Origin of the sequence: Streptomyces sp. NPDC047081, assembly GCF_040643775.1 — a bacterium.
Taxonomy (GTDB): Bacteria; Actinomycetota; Actinomycetes; order Streptomycetales; family Streptomycetaceae; genus Streptomyces.
The window spans coordinates 152901-174139 of sequence record NZ_JBEYUY010000023.1; the positions used below are offsets into that span (position 1 = coordinate 152901).

Consider the following 21239-nt stretch of genomic DNA (forward strand, 5'->3'; position numbering starts at 1 on the left):
CGCAGGGCACTGACAATGGCGTGCCGGGCGGGGAAAGGCGCAGGTCAGGCAGGTTGGCCGACAGCGACCGCGCGGGCCGCGCGCGAGCCGATCACCGTGATGGTCACGACCCCCAGCACCGCCAGCAGCCCGACCGCGACCGTCCCGGCCCAGCCCCCGGCGTGGAAGGCGATCGCGCCCACCGTGCTGCCCGCGCTGGAGCCGATGTAATACGCCGACTGGTACAGCGCCGAGGCCTGCGCGCGCCCCGTCGTGGCCGTCTTGCTCACCGCCGAGGACGCCACCGCGTGGCCCGCGAAGAAGCCCGCCGTGATCAGGACCAGGCCCAGCAGGACCAGCGGCAGCGACGGGGCCAGGGACACGGCCAGGCCCGTCGCCGTCGTACCGCCTGCCAGGTACAGGGCGCCACGACGGCCCAGGCGGCCGACCAGGCGGCCCGCCGTGGACGCCGACACCGTGCCCACCAGGTACACCAGGAAGATCGAGCCGATGATGCCCTGAGGGAGCGAGAAGGGGGCTTCCGTCAGGCGGTAGCCGATCACCGTGTAGACGCCGCCGAAGACGGTCATGAACAGGGCGCCGATGGCGTAGAGACGGCACAGCAGCGGATTGGCCAGGTGTTCGCGGACCGTGCCGAGCAGCACGCGCGGCTTCAGTGAGCCCGCGGCGAAGTGCCTCGGCGCCGGCAGCAGCAGCCGGAACGCCACCGCGCAGGCCACCGCGATCGCGCCGATGACCCCGACGGCCACCCGCCAGCCCCACTCCTGCGCGACCCAGCCGGTGATGACCCGGCCGCTCATCCCGCCGACGCTGTTGCCCGCCACGAACAGCCCGATCGCCGTGACCAGCGCCCGCGGCCGGACCTCCTCGGCGAGATACGCGGTCGCCGACGCCGGCAGCCCGGCCAGCGCCGCGCCCTGCACCGCCCGCAGCACGACCAGCGCGGGCAGCGAGGGCGCGAAGGGCACCAGCAGTCCGACGGTCACCGCGACCGCCAGCGACCCGGTCATCACCGTACGGCGCCCGAACCGCTCCGACAGCGCGCTCATCGGCAGCACGAACAGCGCGAGTCCGCCGGTCGCCGCCGCCACCGTCCAGCTCGCCTCGCTCGCCGCCACCCCGAACTCGCCGGAGATCAGTGGCAGCAGGGCCTGCGTGGAGTAGAGCAGCGCGAAGGTCGCCACGCCCGCGAGGAAGAGGGCGAAGCTCATCCGGCGGTAGCCGGGACCGCCCGGGGCCATACGGGAGTCGGTGACAGGGACAGGCGATCGGGCGTCCACGACGGCGGACGCCCCGGTACTGGCGGGAGACATGCCTCGAAGCTACGTACGGCTGCGCTGATCCGTCCAATGCATGAAACCGCCATAATCGTTCCCATGGTGCATCAACACAGCTCACAGCCCCGCCTGTCACCGTCCAGTGACACAGAAGACATAGCGATGTTGCTGGCTCCCCGCCTCGCCCACTTCGCCGGGGTCGCCCGCACCGAGCACGTCACCCGGGCCGCGCAGGAGCTCCAGGTCCCGCAGTCGACCCTGTCCCGCGCGATGGTCCGCCTCGAACAGGACCTGGGCGTCGACCTGTTCGCCCGGCGCGGCCGCACGGTCTCGCTCACGCCGGTCGGCCGCACCTTCCTCGCCCACGTCGAGCGGGCCCTCGCGGAGATCGAGCGGGCCGCGGAGGAGGTCCGTGCCGACGCCGACCCCACCACCGGCAAGGTCGCCTTCGGCTTCCTGCACACCCTCGGCGCGGAGACGGTCCCCGCCCTCATCCAGGCCTTCCGCGCGGACCATCCGAGGGTCCGCTTCAGCCTGGTCCAGAACTACGGCGAGGCGATGCTGGAGAAGCTCCGCGCGGGCGAACTGGACCTGTGCCTGACCTCCCCGGTCCCGGACGCCCCCGACCTCGTGGGCCGCCGCCTGGACGAACAGAAACTCCGCCTGGTCGTCCCCGCCGACCACCCCCTGGCCTCCCGCCGCCGCATCCGCCTCGCCGAGGCCGCCGACGAAACCTTCGTAACCCTGGAACCCGGCTACGGCATGCGCCGCATCACGGACGACCTGTGCAAGGAGGCCGGCTTCAAACCCCGGATCGCCTTCGAGGGAGAGGAGGCGGAAACGCTACGGGGCCTGGTGGCCGCGGGCCTGGGGGTGGCCCTTCTGCCGCCGCCGGCCTTCCCCCGCCCGGGGGTTGTGGAACTGACGGTGACGGCCCCGCGGGCGGTACGCGAGATCGGCGTGGCGTGGCTGGACGGCCACCAGGACACACCCCCGGTGGCGGCCTTCAAGAAGTTCCTGTTGTCGAGGAGGGGGAGTTTGTTGCCGGTCTAGCCCTACCGCTTCAGCGACTTCCCGAAGCCCGCAGCCAACGGCATCCGCAACCCCAACGGCGGCGGCGCAGCAAACGCGTCCTCCAACGGCCGCGAGAACGCCCGCCCGAACAGGCTCCCCATCACGAAGTCCTCGGCCAGCGCCTGCACTTCACTCCGGTACTGATGCAACCCGTGCCCGTCCGAGTGCACTTCGAACCGGCACACATCCCGGTTCGCCTTCTTCGCCCGAGCCGCCAGCCGAAAGGACAGCTCGGGGTCGGAGACGTCGTCGTTCGTGCCGTGCACGACCAGCACCCGCCGCCCCACCAACTGTTTCACCGGTTCAGGCGAAGCCGCCACGTCCTCCTCCGGCAGCCAAGGGGCGATCGCCAGCACCGAGTTGACGGCCCCGTGCCCACCCGCGCGCAGCGCGGCCCGGCCGCCCATGTCGAGCCCGGCGAGGCAGACGGGCACGTCCCCGTACAGCCGCAGCGCCTCGTCGGCGGCCCAGGACGCGTCCCGCGCGAGGTGCGCCTCGCTGCCGTTCCAGCCGCGATAGCGGTAGTGGACGACATGCGTGGCCAGCCCCTCGTCGCGCCCGGCCCGCGCCAGCCTGCGCCCCAACGCCCTTACGGACGCGGTGGCCAGCATGGGTGACGGTCGGCGGGCCGACTCCGCGTCGCCGCCGGGCAGCAGCAGTACGACGCCGCTCACCGCCGTCGGCTCCGGGCCGAGCGCCCTCCCCAGCCGGGCCCGTCGAACCGGCGTCGCTTGGTGTGCCATGACAGAACAGTGTCAGAAGGGTGGGTGTACGCGACCCTTCCTCGCGGTCACCGTTACGTATCGACGGAGTTGTACAGCGGGCGATCTACGCGCGTAGGAGTTAGAGTGCGGAAATGACGAGCCAGACCATCTCGAACAACCCGACGCCGGATCAGATCCGCCGGGCGCCGAAGGTTCTGCTGCACGACCACCTCGACGGCGGCCTCCGCCCGGGGACGATCGTCGAACTCGCCCGCGAAACGGGCTATGCGCGTCTCCCCGAGACCGACCCCGGCAAGCTCGGCGCCTGGTTCCGGGAGGCCGCCGACTCCGGTTCGCTGGAGCGGTACTTGGAGACCTTCTCCCACACCGTCGGCGTGATGCAGACCCGCGAGGCCCTCGTCCGGGTCGCCCGCGAGTGCGCCGAGGACCTCGCCGAGGACGGTGTCGTATACGCCGAGGTGCGTTATGCGCCCGAGCAGCACCTGGAGGGCGGGCTCACTCTCGAAGAGGTCGTCGAGGCCGTCAACGAGGGCTTCCGGGAAGGCGAGCGGCTCGCCCGGGCGAACGGGCACCGCATCCGGGTCGGCGCGCTGCTCACCGCCATGCGGCACGCCGCCCGCGCCCTGGAGATCGCCGAACTCGCCAACCGCTACCGGGACCTGGGCGTCGTCGGCTTCGACATCGCCGGCGCCGAGGCCGGCTTCCCGCCCACCCGGCACCTCGACGCCTTCGAGTACCTCAAGCGGGAGAACAACCACTTCACCATCCACGCCGGCGAGGCCTTCGGGCTGCCGTCGATCTGGCAGGCGCTGCAGTGGTGCGGCGCCGACCGGCTCGGGCACGGCGTGCGGATCATCGACGACATCCAGGTGCACGCCGACGGCTCGGTCAAGCTCGGGCGGCTCGCCTCGTACGTACGGGACAAGCGCATCCCGCTGGAGCTGTGCCCCAGCTCCAATCTGCAGACCGGGGCCGCCGAGTCGTACGCCGAGCACCCGATCGGGCTGCTCAGGCGGCTGCACTTCCGGGCGACCGTGAACACCGACAACCGGCTGATGTCCGGCACCAGCATGAGCCGGGAATTCGAGCACCTTGTCGACGCGTTCGGTTACTCGCTCGACGACATGCAGTGGTTCTCCGTCAATGCGATGAAATCAGCGTTCATTCCTTTCGATGAACGACTGGCGATGATCAATGACGTCATCAAGCCCGGATATGCCGAGCTGAAGTCCGAATGGCTGTTCCAGCAGACCGCCTCCACCAGCGGTTCTGTGGATCATGAGGGCTGATCGGGCGGTAATGGGCGGTACGGAATGCGGGCGGGTATTCACAATCCGTCCGCATTTCGATGTTTGCGGCGGGTGGGTGCGCATGTTTACGGTCGTGGACCGCTCACATCTCCGTAACCCCATTTCGAGGACGCAAATCCATGAAGCAGTCTGCTGCCAAGACCCTCGGTGTCGCCGCCCTCGGTGCCGCCTTCGCCGCCGCGGGTGCCGGCGCCGCGAACGCCGCCCCGGCGCTCCCGGACACCAACGGGGCGCTGGACACCGTCACCAAGACGCTCCCGGCGGAGAACATCTCCAAGGCGCTGCCGGGTGCCGGCGAGGCGGTGAGCCAGGCGCAGCCCGCGCTCGCGTCGGGTCTGGCCGCCGTGCAGCCGGCCGCCCAGCGGGTGCTCGCCGACGGTCCGACCGCGCCGGTCGCCGGCCTGCTCGGCGGCCTCCCGGTCGGCCAGACCGGCCTGCCCACGCACGGCCTTCCGGTGAACGGCCTCCCGCTCGGCTGACCCTTCCCCGAACGCGCCGATGGGGCGCACCCCCTGGACACGGGGTGCGCCCCATCGGCGTACGCGCGAAGGGCTCACCAGGCGGTGCTGGGGGCCTTGTCCTCGGAGGGGAGCAGGATCCAGAGCGCTATGTAGAGCAGGAACTGCGGGCCCGGCAGCAGGCAGGAGAGCAGGAAGATCACCCGCATCGTGGTCGCGGAGGTGCCGAAGCGTCGCGCCAGACCGGCGCACACGCCGCCGATCATGCGGCCGTGGGTGGGGCGGACGAGGGCGGACATTGCGGCTCCTTCGTGAGCGTCGGAGTGAGGCCGCCCTTGTGGCGTCCTCAACTGCCTCCAACGCTACGGAGACGAAGGGGGCAAAGCGTCGCTCTACGGGGCTATCCCGACCCTGGGAAACGTCGGGGTCCGACCCTGAGTCGCCTCGTCCTGGCGGCGGGCGGCGTGTTCCCGGCGCTCGGACCTGCGGCGGAGCCAGAGGCGGGCGGCGGGGACCACGGCGGCGTGCGCGAGGGCCACGCCCGCGGTGTTCAGGAGCAGCGCGTCGATGTCCGGGACGCGGCCGGGGACGCCCGTCTGCAGCAGCAGGATGCCGAGCGAGACCAGGGCGCCGGCGAGGGCCGTGCGGACCAGCGAGGCGAGCGGCGACACCCACAGCCTGCCGTGGGTCATCGGGAGCAGGACACCGAGCGGGGCGAGGAGGGCGACGGCCTCGCCGATACGGTGCGCCGCCTCCGGCCAGCCCAGCGCGAGGTCGGCGCGGATGCCGGCGAACGGGCGCAGGTTGGGCGGCTGCACCCAGGGGACGTCCAGCGGGCGCAGCGTGAGCCAGGCGACGAACGCGAGGTGCGCGACGAGCAGGAGCCCTCCTGCCACACGGATGCGGATCGCGGCGCTGCCGCCGATGAAGCCGGGGCGCTCCGCGGGGAGGCCGGTTCGGAATCCGCGCACTGTCGGTGGCCGGTCGTGTCCCGCGCCGGAGCCGTAGGACGACACAGGCCCGCGCCCCTTGCGGGGCGCTGTATCGCACCGGGCTTCACCGGTCCCGCCTTGACGCTGCACGATCCCCAAGACGCGGCGTCCGGCGGGATCGGTTCCGGGTTGGCCCCAAGCACCTCGATGAGGCCTCCGCCACACGCCCGCCTCACCGGTACGTCAGCCGCCGGTCACCTCTACGGAGGGCGGCGCGGCGCTGCCCGGGCGGGAGCGGACGTCGTCGGTGCACTCGTAGCGGCGCAGGGGTTCCTTGCCGGGGCCGCCGAGGATGACCGAGCCGTCGCCCTCGGCGGCGGCCGAGTCGGAGAACGTGCAGACGACCTGGGCGAGCGCGAAGGAGGTGAGGTCGGCGGGCGGGGTGCTCAGCCGGAGCGTGTCGTCGGGGTCGCCGGAGCGGGGGCCGCTCACGTTCATGCCGCCGCGCACGTCCGTCGTGTAGCCGGCCTCCTTCTCGGCCGCCGACGGAGCCGCCGCGAGCTGGTCGAGCAGCCCCTGCGCGACGAGGACGCGCCGCTGGGAGTCCGCCGTACCGTCCGGGACGCGCACGGTCCGGTCCACGGCGACGAGCGAGGACCCGCACAGCAGAAACACCTGCACCGGCAGCCCCCGCGGCGCCGCCGCACCGCTGCCCGGCTCGGCGAGCGAACAGAGCACCTTGGAGGGCGCCGCCCCGAAGTCGGTGGGCACCTCGGTGGAACGGATCCCGCAGCCGGAGAGAAGCAGGGCGATGGCGGGGAGGGCGAGAAGGGGACGAAGGGCCACCCGACGGGTGTCGGCCGGGCGTCGTCGTACGTTCATCACGCGTCGCCCTTCTTGGGGTCCGTGTTCGTCGGGTCTTCCGTGAGGGCCGAGGCGTCGCGTGGGAGGCGGAGGGTGAAGACCGCGCCGCCGTCGGGGGAGTTGGCGGCGGTGATCTCGCCGCCGTGGATGTGGGCGTTCTCCAGGGCGATGGAGAGGCCGAGGCCGCTGCCCTCGGAGCGGGGCCGGGAGGCGCTGGCCTTGTAGAAGCGGTCGAAGACGTGCGGGAGGACGTCCTCCGGGATGCCGGGCCCGTGGTCCCGTACCGAGATGACCACCTCGGCGCCCTCCCCGCCGCTGGCGTCGGAGGCGCGCACCGCGACCCGCACCGGGGACCCGCCGTGCTTGAGGGCGTTGCCGATGAGGTTGGCCAGGATGACGTCCAGGCGGCGCGGGTCGAGCCGGGCGTGGATGCCGCGCTCGGCGTCCAGGTCGACCGCGTCCAGCCAGGCGCGCGCGTCGATGCAGGCGGTGATCTGGTCGGCGACGTCGACGTCGTCCAGGACCAGGCGTGCCGTACCGGCGTCGAAGCGGGTCACCTCCATGAGGTTCTCGACGAGGTCGTTCAGCCGCCGGGTCTCGCTGACGACGAGCCGCACGGCCGGCTCGATCATCGGGTCGATCGACCCCGACTCGGCCTCCAGCTCCTCCTCCAGGATCTCCGTGACGGCGGTGATCGCGGTGAGCGGCGTACGGAGTTCATGGCTCATGTCGGCGACGAACCGCCGGGACGCGTCGTCCCGCGAGGCCATGTCCTCGACCCGTTTCTCCAGCGCCTCGGCCGCGTAGTTGAACGTCCGGGAGAGGTCGGCGAGTTCGTCGGTCCCCGACACCCTGAGCCGGGTGTCCAGCTTGCCCTCGCCGAGGCGCCGCGCGGCGACGCCCAGGCGGTGCACCGGCTTCAGTACGGTCGTCGCCGCGGCCTGCGCGAGCAGCGCGGAGCCGATCAGCGCGAGGCCGGTGGCGATCCCGAGCGACCAGGCGAGGGAGTTGAGGTCCTTCGCCTCGGGCTCAAGGGACTTGAGCATGTAACCGGTCGCCCCGCCCCCGATCACCTTCGTGCCGGCGACCAGATAGGGCGTGCCGTTGTCGACGACGCGCTGCCAGTACAGGTGGTACGCGTACTTGTTTCCGGAGTCGACTTTCTGCCGCTTGTTCACGGCCGCGCGCAGCGACTTGGGCACGTCCTGCAGCGAGAAGCCGTCGAGGGCGCCCGAACTGCCGTACACCGTCTTGCCGGAGGAGTCCTGGGCGACCAGCAGCACGCTGAAGCGCTGGCTGCTGTTGGCCATCTGGCCCGCCGTGCGCTGGAGTTCGTCCTGGCTGGGGTTGGTCGTCAGGGAGCCCGCGCGGGTCTGCATGGCCTGCTTGAAGTCGCCGAGCACCGCGTCCTGGGTGCGGGTGAGCACGGCCTCGCGGTTGAGCCAGTAGGCGATGCCGGACGCGGAGACGGCCGCGGTCAGGGCGACCAGGCCGAAGACGACGACGAGCCGGAGCCTGAGACTCGTGAACCGCAGCCGTGAAAGATGTCCCTTGCGGGTCGCGGCCCAGCCGCGGACCCCCCCTTGCGCGATCGTCACTGAGGCGTGTCCAGCCGGTAGCCCACGCCACGCACGGTACGGATCAGCGTCGGGGACGACGGTACGTCCTCGACCTTGGCGCGCAGCCGCTGGACACAGGCGTCCACCAGGCGGGAGTCGCCGAGGTAGTCGTGCTCCCACACCAGCCGCAGCAACTGCTGCCGGGACAGCGCCTGACCGGGCCGTCGGCTCAGTTCGAGGAGCAGCCGCAGCTCGGTCGGGGTGAGCTGGAGGTCCTCGCCGTTCTTCGTCACCGTCATCGCCGCGCGGTCGATGACCAGGCTGCCGAAGCTCGCCGCGTCGGTCGACTCACGCTCGCCGCGGCGCAGCACGGCCCGGATACGGGCGTCCAGCACCCGGCCCTGGATCGGCTTGACGACATAGTCGTCGGCGCCGGACTCCAGGCCGACGACCACGTCGATGTCGTCGCTGCGCGCGGTCAGCAGAATGATCGGCAACTGGTCCGTGCGCCGGATGCGCCGGCACACCTCGAACCCGTCGATGCCGGGCAGCATCACGTCCAGCACGATCAGGTCGGGCCGCTGCTCACGGAGCAGCTTCAGTCCGTCCTCACCGGTGGCAGCGGTGGCAACCCGATGTCCCTGGCGCGTAAGAGACAGCTCCAGGGCCGTACGGATGGCGTCGTCGTCCTCGATCAGCAACAGGGAAGGCACGGGGCTCATTCTGGCCCATGCGGGGTCGGTGTTTCGACTCCTGTACACCTACGTGCACGTAGCGCTTCTCTCTGTGATCGGGCTGTGTCTTCCCTGCGGCCGGGCCCTGTGACAGGTCTGTGACAGTCGGCGGACACGGCCATGAAGGTGCGAGGGCAAGCTTTTCGGCACGGGCAAGGAACCACCGCCCGGAAAGACCGAACACCGGAAGTCCACGACGGGGGGCGCGAGATGAACACGCTGCACGGCAACAGCAACAGCGCAGTGATCACGCGCCTGCACGACGTGAACGGGGGCCGGGGTTCAAAGGAGTCCGGCGCCGTGAGCGGGCGGGGGTGCGCTCGCGGCGCCGGGCGTCAGCACACCGGTTACATGACGGTGGTTGACGGTTTCACGGGGGAACCGCACGGGGGAAGCGCGTACAGGGAGGACACGGGGGAGCGTCGGTCGCTGTCGGAGGCGGAGTTCACCGCCTACGTCCAGGAGCGCCGCGCCTCCCTGTACGCCACCGCCTACCACCTGACCGGTGACCGCTTCGAGGCCGAGGACCTCCTGCAGAGCGCCCTCTTCTCGACGTACAAGGCATGGGACCGCATCAGCGACAAGGCGGCCGTCGGCGGCTACCTCCGTCGCACGATGACGAACCTGCACATCAGCGCGTGGCGCCGCCGCAAGCTGAACGAATACCCGACCGAGGAACTGCCGGAGACGCCCGGCGACACGGACGCGATGCGCGGCACGGAACTGCGCGCGGTCCTGTGGCAGGCGCTGGCCCGGCTGCCCGAACTCCAGCGGACGATGCTGGTCCTTCGCTACTACGAGGGCCGCACCGACCCGGAGATCGCGGAGATCCTCGACATCAGTGTCGGCACGGTGAAGTCGAGCATCTGGCGCTCCCTGCGCCGCCTGCGCGAGGACGAGGTCCTCACCTTCGGCCGTGACGAGGAGGACGCCTTCGGGGAGCTCGTCGCCTGAGGGTTGGGGGGAAGCAAGTCGCAAGTCACGGGGGAAGCAAGTAACGGGGGAAGCAAGGAAAACGGGGGAGCACGACCCGAGGGGGCCACGGGGGTCACGGGGGACCGACGGGGGAAGTACCCACGGGGAAGACGGGGGAAATCGGGGGGAGCACGGGGGAACGGGGGAGAGCGGGACTGGAGGGCCGGGGGGTCCATCCAGTCCCGCTTTCGTATGCGCTCAACGAGCGTGCACCGTCGCCAGGATCGCCTCGGTCCGTGTCTCCGGGGCCGGAGCATCCGACAGCGGCGAGCAGCGTGGTCGTCACGGGCAGGCGTCGGCCGGCCCGGAGGGCGGTGGTCATCGGCGTTCTTTCCGTCAGCAGGTCGTGGACCTACGACGGAGAGGTCGCCGCATTCGTTCGTGCCGGGCGGCGGCCCACCGCTGCCGCCGCCAGGCGGGTCAGGGCCTCGTCGCGGTCGCAGGGGTGGGCGCCCAGGGTGGTCTGGCGGGCGATGATCGTGCGTTCCTGGCGCATCAGGCGCCAGCCGCGGCGGAGCAGGAACGGGATCGACTTGCGGCCCTCGCGCAGATCCCGCAGGAAGCGGCGGCGGAAGGTGCGCACCGGGCCCCGGCTCAGACACAGGGCATCCGCCAGCAGGCCCAACTCCCGGCAGCGGTCCACGATCTCGGCCGCGAAGATGCCCTCCGCGATGAAGAGGGGGGTCCTGCCGATGTCGACGGTCTCCTCTCCCGTGCGGGCCGAGAGCGAGATGTCGTAGACGGGGATGTTCGTACGGCCCGTGCGGCACAGGGTCGCTATCGCGGCCACCGCCGCCTCCGTGTCCCACGAGTCCGGATGGTCCCAGTCGATGTCGGAGCTCCCCGCCACCAGCGGCAGCGTCGGGTCGTCGGCCTCCTTGTAGAAGTCGTCGAGGCGCAGCACGGGAAGGCCGGAGCGGGCGGCGACGAGGGACTTGCCCGAGCCCGAGGGGCCGCAGAGCAGCACGACGCGGGCGGAGGAGGGGAGATGGATGCTCACGGGACACCAGTTTGACGTATTCCGTACGCCCTGCCGACCCCGCGGGTCGTCTTTGGAGTGCGCGTCACACCTCAACTACCCTTCGTGTCGTCCTCATTACCCTGTGCAGCGCAAAGCAGTAGAAGGTGGCACCAGCAATGGCACGACACTCGTCTCCCTCGACCCCGACCGCCCAGCGCGCCCTGGTCGCCCTCGCGACGGCAGGCGTGGCGCTCGGCGCGGGTGCCGCGACGGCCTCCGCGGACACCGAGCCCGTCGTGGACGTGCTGCGGACCCGCCCCACCTCCCTCGGGAAGATCGACCCTCAGTCCGGCCTCCAGGCCCTCACCGGCACCGTCGGCTACGTCACCGGCCCGGTCGCCGGCCTCAAGCCCAACCCCCTCGCCGGCACGGGCGTCGACCCCCTCGACAACGGCGTCGCCACCCAGCTGGCCGACTTCCAGCCCCTCGCCTCCCAGGCCCTGACCGGCCCGGTCGCCCAGGCCCAGTCGATCGGCGCGATCCCGGTCCTCGGCCAGGCCGCGACCCTGCTCAACCACTGACGGCACGCGCAGGAGAGAGCCGCGCCTTCCCGCGACGGATGGGAAGCGCGGCTCTCGGGTTTCGGTCAGGTGGTGCGGCCGAGGTGGGTGATCCTGATGCGGATCATGTCCTCGCCGATGACGTACAGGGCGCGGTGGCCGGCGACACGGAGGCGGCGGACATCGGGTGACATGTACGGGGTCGACCCGACCGGGCGAGGATCATCGGCCAGTTCGCCGATGGCTCCGAGGGCCAGGGTGAAGCCGTTCGGATCCTCTTCCAGGAAACGGGCGGCAGAGTCGAGGGCGTGCGGCTCGAAGACGATCTCGTGGCTCACTGCTGTTCGAGCCCCAGCCTCCGTCGAACCTCTGCCATCGGGATACCGGGTCCGAGAGTCCCCTCGGCCTTGCGGGGGCTTGTAGTCCGCCACCGCCAGGGCGTCTTCGAGGTCCTCTATCACCTGCGGCGACACGAGAAGGGCGGCCACGTGTCCGTGGTCGGTGAGGGCGATGGTCTCGCGACCATGGGCAGCGCGGCGGACCAGGTCGCCGAGTTGGGAACGGGCGGCGCTGATGGGGATCTCGACCATGCTGGGATGGTGGCACAAAGAGAGCCGCGCCTCCCCCGGACGGAGGGGAAGCGCGGCTCGGTTTTGAGGGCTCAGTATGACGAGCCCGACGCGCCCAGTGACCCCGTCGGGTGCCAGACCGTCTTCGTCTCCAGGAATGCCGTCATGCGGTCGATGCCGGGGGTTGCCGACCAGTCGTCCACAGGCTGTGGACGGAGGACTCGCTTCAGGTTGTCGGCCGCCGCGATCTCCAGTTCCTTCGCCAGTACGTCGTCCGCGCCCGCGAGGTCGATCGCGTTGACGTCCTGGTGCGCGGCGAGCGGCGTCGCGATCTCCGCCGTACGGCCGGAGAGGACGTTGACCACACCGCCCGGCACGTCGGACGTGGCGAGCACCTCGCCCAACGACAGTGCCTGCAGCGGGGACTTCTCGCTCGCGATCACGATGGCCGTGTTGCCGGTCGCGATCACCGGGGCGAGCACCGAGACCAGGCCCAGGAACGACGACTCCTGGGGGGCGACGATCGTGACCACGCCCGTCGGTTCGGGGGAGGAGAGGTTGAAGTACGGGCCCGCCACCGGGTTTCCGCCGCCGACCACCTGGGCGATCTTGTCGGTCCAGCCCGCGTACCAGACCCAGCGGTCGATCGTCGCGTCCACGACCGCGGCCGCCTTGGACCTGCCGAGGCCCTCCGCGTCCGCGACCTCGCGCGCGAACTGGTCCCGGCGGCCCTCCAGCATCTCCGCGACGCGGTAGAGGACCTGGCCGCGGTTGTACGCCGTGGCGCCCGCCCAGCCGCCGAACGCCTTGCGCGCGGCGACGACCGCGTCCCGGGCGTCCTTGCGGCTGGACTGCGGAGCGTTGGCCAGCCAGTTGCCCTTGGAGTCCGTCACCTCGTACACCCGGCCGCTCTCGGAACGCGGGAACTTCCCGCCGACGTACAGCTTGTAGGTCTTGAAGACCGACAGCCGGTCGGTCTTTTCGGTCTTCTCAGACATCGAGGTACGCCTCCAGGCCGTGGCGGCCGCCCTCGCGGCCGAAGCCCGACTCCTTGTAGCCGCCGAAGGGCGAGGTCGGGTCGAACTTGTTGAACGTGTTGGACCAGACGACGCCCGCGCGGAGCTTGTTCGCGACGGCCAGGATCCTCGACCCCTTCTCGGTCCAGATGCCCGCCGACAGGCCGTACTGCGTGTTGTTGGCCTTCGCCACCGCCTCGTCCGGCGTGCGGAAGGTCAGCACCGAAAGCACCGGGCCGAAGATCTCGTCCCGCGCGATGGTGTGCGCCTGGGTGACGTTCGTGAACAGCGTCGGGGCGAACCAGTAGCCGGAGGACGGGAGTTCGCAGGCCGGCGACCAGCGCTCGGCGCCCTCCGCCTCGCCCCGCTCGACCAGCGAGGTGATCCGGGCCAGCTGCTCCTCGGAGTTGATCGCCCCGATGTCCGTGTTCTTGTCCAGCGGGTCGCCGAGCCGGAGCGTGGAGAGCCTGCGCTTGAGGGAGTCCAGCAGCTCGTCCTGGATCGACTCCTGGACGAGGAGCCGGCTGCCCGCGCAGCAGACCTGGCCCTGGTTGAAGAAGATCCCGCTGACGATCCCCTCCACCGCCTGGTCGATCGGGGCGTCGTCGAAGACGATGTTGGCGCCCTTGCCGCCCAGTTCGAGGGTGAGCTTCTTGCGGGTGCCCGCGACCGTCTTCGCGATCTCCTTGCCGACGGCCGTGGAGCCGGTGAAGGCCACCTTGTCGACATCCGGGTGCGCGACGAGCGCGGCGCCCGTGTCGCCGTAACCGGCAAGGATGTTGACGACACCCTTGGGCAGGCCCGCCTGGCGGCAGATGTCCGCGAAGAAGAGGGCCGAGAGGGGGGTCGTCTCGGCGGGCTTCAGGACGACCGTGTTGCCCGTCGCCAGCGCCGGGGCGATCTTCCAGGCCAGCATCAGGAGCGGGAAGTTCCAGGGGATGACCTGGCCGGCCACACCGAGGGGCCGCGGGTTCGCGCCGAAGCCGGCGTGCTCCAGCTTGTCGGCCCAGCCCGCGTAGTAGAAGAAGTGCGCGGCTACGAGGGGCAGGTCGGCGTCCCTCGTCTCCTTGATGGGCTTGCCGTTGTCCAGGGTCTCCAGGACCGCCAGCTCACGCGAGCGCTCCTGGATGATCCGGGCGATGCGGAACAGGTACTTGGCGCGCTCGGAGCCCGGCAGCGCGGACCACTTCTCGAAGGCCTTGCGGGCGGCCTTCACCGCGCGGTCGACGTCCTCGGCGCCGGCCTGGGCGATCTCGGAGAGAACCTCTTCGGTGGCGGGGGAGACCGTCTTGAAGACCTTGCCGTCCGCCGCCTCAGTGAACTCGCCGTCGATGAACAGGCCGTAGGAGGGGGCGATGTCGACGACGGAACGGGACTCGGGTGCGGGTGCGTACTCAAAAACCATGATCGATCAGTCCACCGTCACGTAGTCGGGGCCGGAGTAGCGGCCGGTGGCCAGCTTCTGACGCTGCATCAGCAGATCGTTCAGAAGCGAGGAGGCGCCGAAGCGGAACCAGTGGTTGTCCAGCCAGTCCTCGCCCGCGGTCTCGTTGACCAGAACCAGAAACTTGATCGCGTCCTTGGACGTCCTGATGCCGCCGGCGGGCTTCACGCCCACCTGTACCCCGGTCTGGGCCCGGAAGTCGCGCACCGCCTCCAGCATCAGCAGGGTGTTCGCGGGGGTCGCGTTCACCGCCACCTTGCCGGTGGACGTCTTGATGAAGTCGGCGCCCGCCAGCATGCCGAGCCAGCTGGCCCGCCGGATGTTGTCGTACGTCGACAGCTCGCCGGTCTCGAAGATGACCTTGAGCCGGGCCGACGCCCCGCAGGCCTCCTTCACGGCGGTGATCTCGTCGTACACCTTCAGATAGTTCCCCGCGAGGAAGGCCCCGCGGTCGATGACCATGTCGATCTCGTCGGCGCCCGCGGCGACGGCGTCCCGCACGTCGGCCAGCTTCACGGACAGGGCGGCGCGGCCCGCCGGGAAGGCGGTGGCGACGGAGGCGACCTTCACGGTCGACCCGGCGACGGCCTCCTTGGCGGTGGCCACCATGTCCGGGTAGACACAGACGGCCGCGGTCGCCGGGGTCGTACGGTCGGTCGGGTCGGGGCGGACCGCCTTGGCGCCGAGCGCCCGGACCTTGCCCGGGGTGTCCGCGCCTTCCAGCGTCGTCAGGTCGACCATCGAGATGGCGAGGTCGATGGCGTACGCCTTCGCGGTGGTCTTGATGGAACGGGTGCCGAGCGAGGCGGCACGCGCCTCCAGTCCGACCGCGTCGACGCCGGGCAGCCCGTGAAGGAAACGGCGCAGCGTGCTGCCGGACGCGGTGACGTCAGCAAGTGCGTGGGGTGCAGTGGTGGGCATGGTCACCAGACGAGCATATCTACGCGCGTAGCGGCTGTACAGCCCGGAGGGCGCGATGGAATTCAGCGGCTCTACTAGACGCAGGGGAGCTGGCCCACCCAGGGGCGCGGGGCTGTATCAATTTGCGGCTCCGCCGCGTGGGCGCGACCAGCCACACACGACTCGCACTCGCGCACTCAGAGATCCCCATAGGCGATGGGGCGAACCTCTACGACAGAATCGCAGCATGACGACCCAGCAAAGCGACCGCACCTACCGCTCCAGTGCCGGCATCATCGGCGGAGCCGTACTGCTGGCCATCGCCGCCTGGCTCGGCATCGACGCGATCGTCACCGGCCACGGCCGAACCCCGTGGTTCGCCCTCGCCGGCCTCATCCTCGCCGTCCCCCTGATCGTCGCCTTCACGATCCGCCCCGCCGTCTACACGAACGACGACCGCCTCCGCATCCGCAACCCCTTCCGCGTGATCGTCCTCCCCTGGGCCGAGATCGCCACCCTGCGCTCGGCGTACTCGAACGAGGCCGTCACCAAGTCCGGCACCAAGTACCAGCTCTGGGCCCTCCCGGTCTCCCTCCGCGCCCGCAAGAAGGCCGCCCGCCGCGCCACCCGCAGGGCCGCGCAGGCGAGCGGCCAGGTACGCCCCGGCATCGGCGGCTTCGGCACCCCAGGCACCCGGCACTTCCCCGAGGGCGCCGACCGCGCCGAGTCCGACCGCGCCATGGACGACCTGCGCGAGCTCCTGGAGGCCCGGGGCGAGAAGGAGAGCGCCCAGGGCGAGATCACCGTCCGCTGGGCGTACGAGGTCGCGGGCCCGGCGCTCGCGGGTGCCGTACTGCTGGCGATCCTGTTCGCCGTCGGCTGACGGCCACCGCCTCCCCGGCACCGGCACTCCCCCCTCCCCGCCCCGACCTGGAACTTCACAGGTTCTTTCGGCATGCTCAGCGCCACGTCACCCCTCGGCCACGACGGCCGCCCCCACCCGGACGGAACCGAGGACCGCTGCCACCTCTGTGGTCCCGACCGGCTGGGAATCCATGAGTACGACGAGTACGACTCCCCGGCGGCCCTCGCGGCTGCCCGCCTCCGCGCTGCCCGAAGGCTGTCTGCCCTGGGACAGCACGCAGACGCTCCGCTGGACGCGCGCGCTCGCACCCCGCTGGGTCCCGGTGCGGATACCCCGGCGCCTCCTCCTCGCGCTCGTCACCCTCGCCCTCCTCGGCGGCTGCGGACTGGCCGTCGGCGGCACGGCGGCCCCCGTCGTCGCCGCGGTCCTCGCCCTGCAACTGCTGTGGCTGCTGGTTCGACCCGAGGTCGTACGGATCACCGCCGTGCTCCAGATCGTCCTCGTCGTCTGGCTGCCGCCGGACCCGGCCCGGCTGCTGGAGCCCGCCGGCGTGCTGATGGCAGGGGTCTTCGCCTGGGCGGCCCACCTGCGGCTGCGGGCCCGTACGCGGCAGCGGGACGCGGCGCTCGCGGCGGCCGGCGGCGTCACGGCCGTACTCCCGGACGCGAAGCGCCCGCTGCGGCGCGGGAAGCTGTTCATCTGGCTCGGGCTGGTGATCCTTGTGGCCGGGGCCGTGCTGGTCGCGCTCGCGCCGCTGGCCGCCGCCGCGGACGACCGGCGCGCGGGGGCGGTTGCGGGTGTCTTCCTCGCCGGGGTGGGCCTCACCATGTCGCTCTCCGGGGTCCTCGGGCGCCGTAGAGCCGCCGCGCTGCGGTCGGCGCCCGCGCCGGTGCTGAAGGTGCTGGTGCGGGAGGGGCGCTCCGTGGACACGGAGGTGTTCGCGGTCGACGACCTGGGGGCGCTGCGGCCGCTGTTCACGGTCGCCGTGACGGAGCTGGACGACGACCCTGATGGCCCTGACGACGCCTCCGACGCCCCCGACGACGCCTTCGACGACCCCGGCGGCGAGGACGACGAGCCCGGGCCTCTGCGTGAGGCGGTCCTCTACGGCGCCCCCTACGACGGCGCCGAGGTGCTGATCGTCAGCGCCGCCGAGGAGCCGGGTGAGCCGCCCGTCGTGCAGCGGTCGATCGGGCCCGTACGGCCCGTGTCGGACGGGCGGGTGCGGTTCGGGCTCCGGGTGGAGAAGCAGAAGGCGAAGCTCGAAGCGACGTATGGGGAGTTGAGCCGGTCGGCGGCGCAGGCCGTGGCCGGGGATCCGTACCGGCTCGGCGGCAAGGGCGTACTGCGGTGGCGGGCCGGGTGGCCCGACTGGCTGACCGCGGCGGGGGCCGTGGTGTGGGCCGTGCACTTCTCGTTCTGGGGCGAGACCGGCGTGTTCCGGTACGGCGTCGGCGGGGCGATGGGTGTCGTGGCCGTGCTGTTGCTGCCGCGCTGGATCGCCTGGCGGGTCACCGCCGACAGCGAGGGGCTGTGGTTCAACGGGTTCCGGCGCGCCCAGCACATCGCCTGGGACCACATACGGGTCGTCGAGTGCAAGGGCAACGTGCTGAAGATCGACAGTCGTCGGGCGTCGTTCGACGAGTTCTCGGTCTCCGGTTTCCGCTGGCCCTGGCTGGAGCGGAAGCTGGGGAAGATCCATCCCTACGAGCGGGCCGCCGCCGAGATCGAGGCCATGTGGCGCGATCCTTCGCTACGGCCGCTGGGCGTCGCCGGCGAGCGGGAGCGCGGGCGGCTGCTGTGGCCGCTGGGCGTCGTGGTGGCGCTGGTCTGGGCGGCGCTGCTGCTGTTCGCACCCTGACCGTCAGGGCGCACCCCGACCATCAGGGCGCGCTCGGCCACACCATCGTCATGTTCGCGTTGCAGTACGCCGATCCGAGCACCGCCGCGGCCAGGAACAGCGTGCGGTAGCGGCGGGAGGCGCGGGTCAGGTGCAGGGCGAGCGGGAGGAGGAGCGGGAAGCCGGGGAGGAGGAAGCGGGCGCGGGGGAAGTAGACGCCGCCGCTGCCCAGGACGATCAGCAGCAGTACGCCGGTGAAGACGAGGAGGGGGAGGGGCTGGCGGTCCCAGAGGGAGAGGGCGTAGAGGACCGTGGAGGCGATCAGGGTGATCGTCACCAGGACCAGGAACAGGTGGGGGCGGGGGTCGACGGCGAGGATCTCCTTGACTCGGCGGAGGGTTTCGGCGCCGCCGTCCAACTCGTTGTGCCACATGCGTTGTACGGCGAAGTAGCCGTCCCAGCGGTGGAGGCGGAGGCCCACCCAGCCGACGTATGCGCACCAGCCGAGGGGGGCCAGGGCGGCTGCTGCGAGGAAGCGGGTGGGGGTGGGGGTGGGGGTCGGGCGGTTGAGGAGTGTCAGCAGGGCCCAGGTCGAGACGGCCGCGGCCACCGCGATGCCCGTCGGGCGGGTGAGGCCGGCCAGGGTGGCGAGGGTCGCGGCGGTCAGGGGGCGGGTGGTGAGCGTGGCGTACAGGGCCCAGGCGGCGAACGCCGTGAACAGGGACTCCGTGTAGGCCATCCACTGCACCAGGCTCACGGGGAGTGCTGCCCAGAGGGTGGTCAGGAGGATGCCTGTCCGGCGGCCGTGCAGGTGGTCGCCGACCGCGAAGACTCCCCACGCGGCGAGGAACGAGGCGACCACCGAGATCGCCAGGGCGGTGGATGCCCTGGTGCCGGGGGTGAGGACCGCGATCGCCTTCACGAGGTACGGGTAGAGCGGGAAGAACGCCAGGTTGTTGGCGTCGTACGCGGTGCCGAGGGTGTGGGCGTAGCCGTGGTCCGCGATGCCGAGGTACCAGTCGGCGTCCCACTGGATCGCCAGGGTGGGCCAGACGCCGTGGTGGCGGTGGTGGGTCCAGAGGGTGAGGAGCAGGAGGCCGGTTACGCGTACGGCGAGGTAGGCGAGGAGGGCGGGGGTTGCGTGGCGGAGTCGGCGGCGGAGGTGGGGGAGGTGAGGAAGGTGGGGGAGCGTGGTGCCTGGGCCCGGTGAGCTTGGGGGTGGGGTGGTCGTGGTCGCTAGTGATGCGGTCGTGGCCACGGCGGGGGCTCCAGGGCTGGGTCGGTGGTGCGGTTCCGGTCCACCGTTGCCCGGCGGCGGGGGTGGGGCGTGGAGCGCGCGTCAACGGCTCTGGGGAAATCACCCTGTGGGGTGCCCCGCGTTTGGCTCAACGGGGCACCCGGGGGCGTGCGTCGTGTGGTTCAGATGCCCGCCGCCGTTGACAGGTCGCGTTTGATCGCCGTCAGGAGGTCCGTCGCGGTGGAGTGGGCCGCTGGGAGGTCGGCGTGTGTCGAGACCGGGACCACTACCTCGAGGTAGCACTTGAGCTTCGGCTCCGTGCCGCTCGGGCGGACGATCACGCGGGCGCCGTCGAGGGTGTAGCGCAGGCCGTCCGTGGGCGGGAGTTCGTCCGTGCCCTGGGTGAGGTCCTCCGCCTTGGTGATCTGCAGGCCCGCGAGGTGGGTGGGCGGGTGTTCGCGGAGTTGGTCCATGGCTTGGGAGATGATCGACAAGTCCTCTACCCGGACCGAGAGTTGGTCCGTGGCGTGCAGGCCGTGCTCCACGGCGAGGTCGTCCAGGAGGTCCAGGAGGGTGCGGCCCTCCGACTTGAGGGTGGACGCCAGTTCCGTGATCAGGAGCGCCGCCGTGATGCCGTCCTTGTCGCGTACGCCGTCCGGGTCCACGCAGTAGCCGAGGGCCTCCTCGTAGCCGTAGCGCAGGCCCTCCACGCGGGCGATCCACTTGAAGCCGGTGAGGGTTTCCTCGTACGGGAGGTTCGCCTTCTCTGCGATGCGGCCGAGGAGGGAGGACGAGACGATCGACTCCGCGAAGGTGCCCTGTGCTCCGCGGGTCACCAGGTGGGCGGCGAGCAGGGCGCCCACCTCGTCGCCTCGGAGCATGCGCCAGTCGGTGCCTGCCTTGACCGCCACGGCGCAGCGGTCCGCGTCGGGGTCGTTGGCGATGATCAGGTCGGGGTCGGTTTCGCGGGCCTTGGCGAAGGCCAGGTCCATGGCGCCGGGCTCTTCCGGGTTGGGGAAGGCCACGGTCGGGAAGTCCGGGTCTGGGTCGGCCTGTTCGGTGACCAGGGTGGGGGGCGGGAAGCCTGCGCGGGCGAAGGCTGCGAGGAGGACGTCCTTGCCCACTCCGTGCATCGCCGTGTAGACCGTGCGGGCCGTGCGGGGGGAGTTCGGCGCGAGTACGGCGTCCGTGCGGGTGAGGTAGGCGTTGAGGACGGTGTCGTCCAGGGTTTCCCAGCCGGTGTCGGGGCGGGGGACGTCGTGGAGGGAGATGATTGCTTCGATGTGCGCTGCGATCTCCGCGTCCGCGGGGGGCACGATCTGGGAGCCGTCGCCGAGGTAGACCTTGTAGCCGTTGTCGCGGGGCGGGTTGTGGCTGGCGGTGACCTCCACGCCGGCCACTGCGCCGAGGTGCCTTATGGCGTACGCCAGGACCGGGGTGGGGAGGGGGCGGGGGAGTACGGCGGCTCGGAGGCCGGCGCCGGTCATGACCGCCGCGGTGTCGCGGGCGAAGTCGGCGGACTTGTGGCGGGCGTCGTAGCCGATGACTACCAGGCCGCCGTGCTTGCCCTTGGCGTCGAGGTACGCGGCCAGGCCGGCCGCGGCGCGGATCACGACGGTGCGGTTCATGCGCATGGGGCCGGCGCCGAGCTCGCCCCGGAGGCCCGCGGTGCCGAACTGGAGCGTGCCGGCGAAGCGGTCGGCGAGCTCGGTGACATCGCCGGCCTCGATGAGCTTGGCGAGTTCGTCGCGGGTCTCCGCGTCGGGGTCCTCGGCGAGCCAGGTCCTGGCGCGGGCGATGAGATCGTCGTGCACGGTCGGTCTCCAAGGTCTCGGGTGCGTGGTGGGATGCCTGCGGCGCCGCTGCGGGTTTGGTGGGGGCTTGTGTAGCGCCTTTGGTTTGGTTGTGGGTCGGGGCCGGGTCGGGGGTGTCCGTCCTC

At 71.3% G+C, this 21239-nt stretch carries 21 protein-coding genes and 1 pseudogene; 7 read left to right on the plus strand and 15 right to left on the minus strand.

Annotated elements, in window-relative coordinates; all coding sequences use genetic code 11:
- Nucleotides 1-44: 44 nt before the first annotated feature.
- On the minus strand, nucleotides 45-1313 hold the full coding sequence (locus ABZ848_RS34925) for an MFS transporter (RefSeq protein WP_360838433.1): 1269 nt from the start codon (nucleotides 1311-1313) through the stop codon (nucleotides 45-47).
- A 63-nt stretch (nucleotides 1314-1376) separates the two neighbouring features.
- On the opposite strand from ABZ848_RS34925, the gene ABZ848_RS34930 reads away from it, so the two are divergent.
- Entirely contained in the window at nucleotides 1377-2330 is a 954-nt protein-coding gene (locus ABZ848_RS34930; RefSeq protein ID WP_360838435.1) for a LysR substrate-binding domain-containing protein, read from the plus strand.
- A gap of 2 nt (nucleotides 2331-2332) precedes the next feature.
- Here the strand turns inward: ABZ848_RS34930 and ABZ848_RS34935 are convergent, their stop codons facing one another.
- Complete coding sequence (locus ABZ848_RS34935) at nucleotides 2333-3094, minus strand: alpha/beta hydrolase (RefSeq protein WP_360838436.1); 762 nt, start codon at nucleotides 3092-3094, stop codon at nucleotides 2333-2335.
- Nucleotides 3095-3207: 113 nt separating this feature from the next.
- Between ABZ848_RS34935 and ABZ848_RS34940 the strand changes: the two genes are divergently transcribed.
- Together ABZ848_RS34940 and ABZ848_RS34945 are read left to right on the plus strand one after the other, a co-directional pair.
- Nucleotides 3208-4365, plus strand: a complete 1158-nt coding sequence (locus tag ABZ848_RS34940; protein WP_360838438.1) for an adenosine deaminase — start codon at nucleotides 3208-3210, stop codon at nucleotides 4363-4365.
- A gap of 140 nt (nucleotides 4366-4505) precedes the next feature.
- Nucleotides 4506-4865, plus strand: a complete 360-nt coding sequence (locus tag ABZ848_RS34945; RefSeq protein ID WP_242771426.1) for an ATP-binding protein — start codon at nucleotides 4506-4508, stop codon at nucleotides 4863-4865.
- A gap of 74 nt (nucleotides 4866-4939) precedes the next feature.
- Here ABZ848_RS34945 and ABZ848_RS34950 read toward each other — a convergent pair whose 3' ends face one another.
- The 5 genes from ABZ848_RS34950 to afsQ1 form a co-directional block, all read right to left on the minus strand.
- Entirely contained in the window at nucleotides 4940-5143 is a 204-nt protein-coding gene (locus tag ABZ848_RS34950; protein WP_360838440.1) for a PspC domain-containing protein, read from the minus strand.
- A 93-nt stretch (nucleotides 5144-5236) separates the two neighbouring features.
- Nucleotides 5237-5815, minus strand: a complete 579-nt coding sequence (locus ABZ848_RS34955; protein WP_360838486.1) for a VanZ family protein — start codon at nucleotides 5813-5815, stop codon at nucleotides 5237-5239.
- A 204-nt stretch (nucleotides 5816-6019) separates the two neighbouring features.
- Nucleotides 6020-6658, minus strand: coding sequence for a hypothetical protein (locus ABZ848_RS34960; protein WP_360838442.1), 639 nt, complete (start codon nucleotides 6656-6658; stop codon nucleotides 6020-6022).
- Nucleotides 6658-8238 carry a HAMP domain-containing sensor histidine kinase gene (locus ABZ848_RS34965; RefSeq protein ID WP_360838444.1) on the minus strand — a complete coding sequence of 527 codons (1581 nt, stop codon included), beginning with the start codon at nucleotides 8236-8238 and terminating at the stop codon, nucleotides 6658-6660. Before ABZ848_RS34965 ends, ABZ848_RS34960 begins: the two co-directional genes overlap by 1 nt.
- Nucleotides 8235-8912: a two-component system response regulator AfsQ1 gene (gene afsQ1 / locus ABZ848_RS34970; protein ID WP_020141253.1), complete on the minus strand. Its 678-nt coding sequence runs from the start codon at nucleotides 8910-8912 to the stop codon at nucleotides 8235-8237. Before afsQ1 ends, ABZ848_RS34965 begins: the two co-directional genes overlap by 4 nt.
- Before the next feature lie 231 nt (nucleotides 8913-9143).
- Between afsQ1 and ABZ848_RS34975 the strand changes: the two genes are divergently transcribed.
- Nucleotides 9144-9887, plus strand: coding sequence for a SigE family RNA polymerase sigma factor (locus ABZ848_RS34975; RefSeq protein WP_360838446.1), 744 nt, complete (start codon nucleotides 9144-9146; stop codon nucleotides 9885-9887).
- A gap of 373 nt (nucleotides 9888-10260) precedes the next feature.
- On the opposite strand, the gene ABZ848_RS34980 is transcribed toward ABZ848_RS34975, so the two are convergent.
- Nucleotides 10261-10908 (minus strand): uridine kinase, encoded by a 648-nt coding sequence (locus ABZ848_RS34980; protein WP_360838447.1) that lies wholly within the window; start codon nucleotides 10906-10908, stop codon nucleotides 10261-10263.
- A gap of 137 nt (nucleotides 10909-11045) precedes the next feature.
- Here ABZ848_RS34980 and ABZ848_RS34985 point away from each other — a divergent pair, with 137 nt between their 5' ends.
- A complete protein-coding gene (locus ABZ848_RS34985; protein WP_360838449.1) occupies nucleotides 11046-11450 on the plus strand; it encodes a hypothetical protein in 405 nt (134 codons plus the stop codon).
- A 65-nt stretch (nucleotides 11451-11515) separates the two neighbouring features.
- On the opposite strand, the gene ABZ848_RS34990 is transcribed toward ABZ848_RS34985, so the two are convergent.
- The 5 genes and pseudogenes from ABZ848_RS34990 to deoC form a co-directional block, all read right to left on the minus strand.
- Nucleotides 11516-11767: a type II toxin-antitoxin system RelE/ParE family toxin gene (locus tag ABZ848_RS34990; protein ID WP_360838451.1), complete on the minus strand. Its 252-nt coding sequence runs from the start codon at nucleotides 11765-11767 to the stop codon at nucleotides 11516-11518.
- Nucleotides 11764-12019: pseudogene (locus ABZ848_RS34995) on the minus strand (type II toxin-antitoxin system Phd/YefM family antitoxin). Before ABZ848_RS34995 ends, ABZ848_RS34990 begins: the two are co-directional and overlap by 4 nt.
- A gap of 71 nt (nucleotides 12020-12090) precedes the next feature.
- Nucleotides 12091-12996, minus strand: a complete 906-nt coding sequence (locus tag ABZ848_RS35000; protein WP_360838453.1) for an aldehyde dehydrogenase family protein — start codon at nucleotides 12994-12996, stop codon at nucleotides 12091-12093.
- Nucleotides 12989-14419: an aldehyde dehydrogenase family protein gene (locus tag ABZ848_RS35005; RefSeq protein ID WP_360838455.1), complete on the minus strand. Its 1431-nt coding sequence runs from the start codon at nucleotides 14417-14419 to the stop codon at nucleotides 12989-12991. Before ABZ848_RS35005 ends, ABZ848_RS35000 begins: the two co-directional genes overlap by 8 nt.
- A 6-nt stretch (nucleotides 14420-14425) precedes the next feature.
- Nucleotides 14426-15379, minus strand: a complete 954-nt coding sequence (gene deoC / locus ABZ848_RS35010; protein WP_360838488.1) for a deoxyribose-phosphate aldolase — start codon at nucleotides 15377-15379, stop codon at nucleotides 14426-14428.
- Nucleotides 15380-15605: 226 nt separating this feature from the next.
- Between deoC and ABZ848_RS35015 the strand changes: the two genes are divergently transcribed.
- Both ABZ848_RS35015 and ABZ848_RS35020 read left to right on the plus strand, forming a co-directional pair.
- Entirely contained in the window at nucleotides 15606-16241 is a 636-nt protein-coding gene (locus tag ABZ848_RS35015; RefSeq protein WP_360838456.1) for a PH domain-containing protein, read from the plus strand.
- Between the two features lie 172 nt (nucleotides 16242-16413).
- Complete coding sequence (locus tag ABZ848_RS35020; protein ID WP_360838458.1) at nucleotides 16414-18084, plus strand: hypothetical protein; 1671 nt, start codon at nucleotides 16414-16416, stop codon at nucleotides 18082-18084.
- Nucleotides 18085-18106: 22 nt separating this feature from the next.
- Here the strand turns inward: ABZ848_RS35020 and ABZ848_RS35025 are convergent, their stop codons facing one another.
- The gene (locus tag ABZ848_RS35025) at nucleotides 18107-19321 is read right to left on the minus strand and encodes a hypothetical protein (RefSeq protein WP_360838459.1); all 1215 of its coding nucleotides are present in this window, start codon (nucleotides 19319-19321) and stop codon (nucleotides 18107-18109) included.
- A gap of 161 nt (nucleotides 19322-19482) precedes the next feature.
- A complete protein-coding gene (locus ABZ848_RS35030; RefSeq protein ID WP_360838461.1) occupies nucleotides 19483-21114 on the minus strand; it encodes a phospho-sugar mutase in 1632 nt (543 codons plus the stop codon).
- Between the last annotated feature and the right edge of the window lie 125 nt (nucleotides 21115-21239).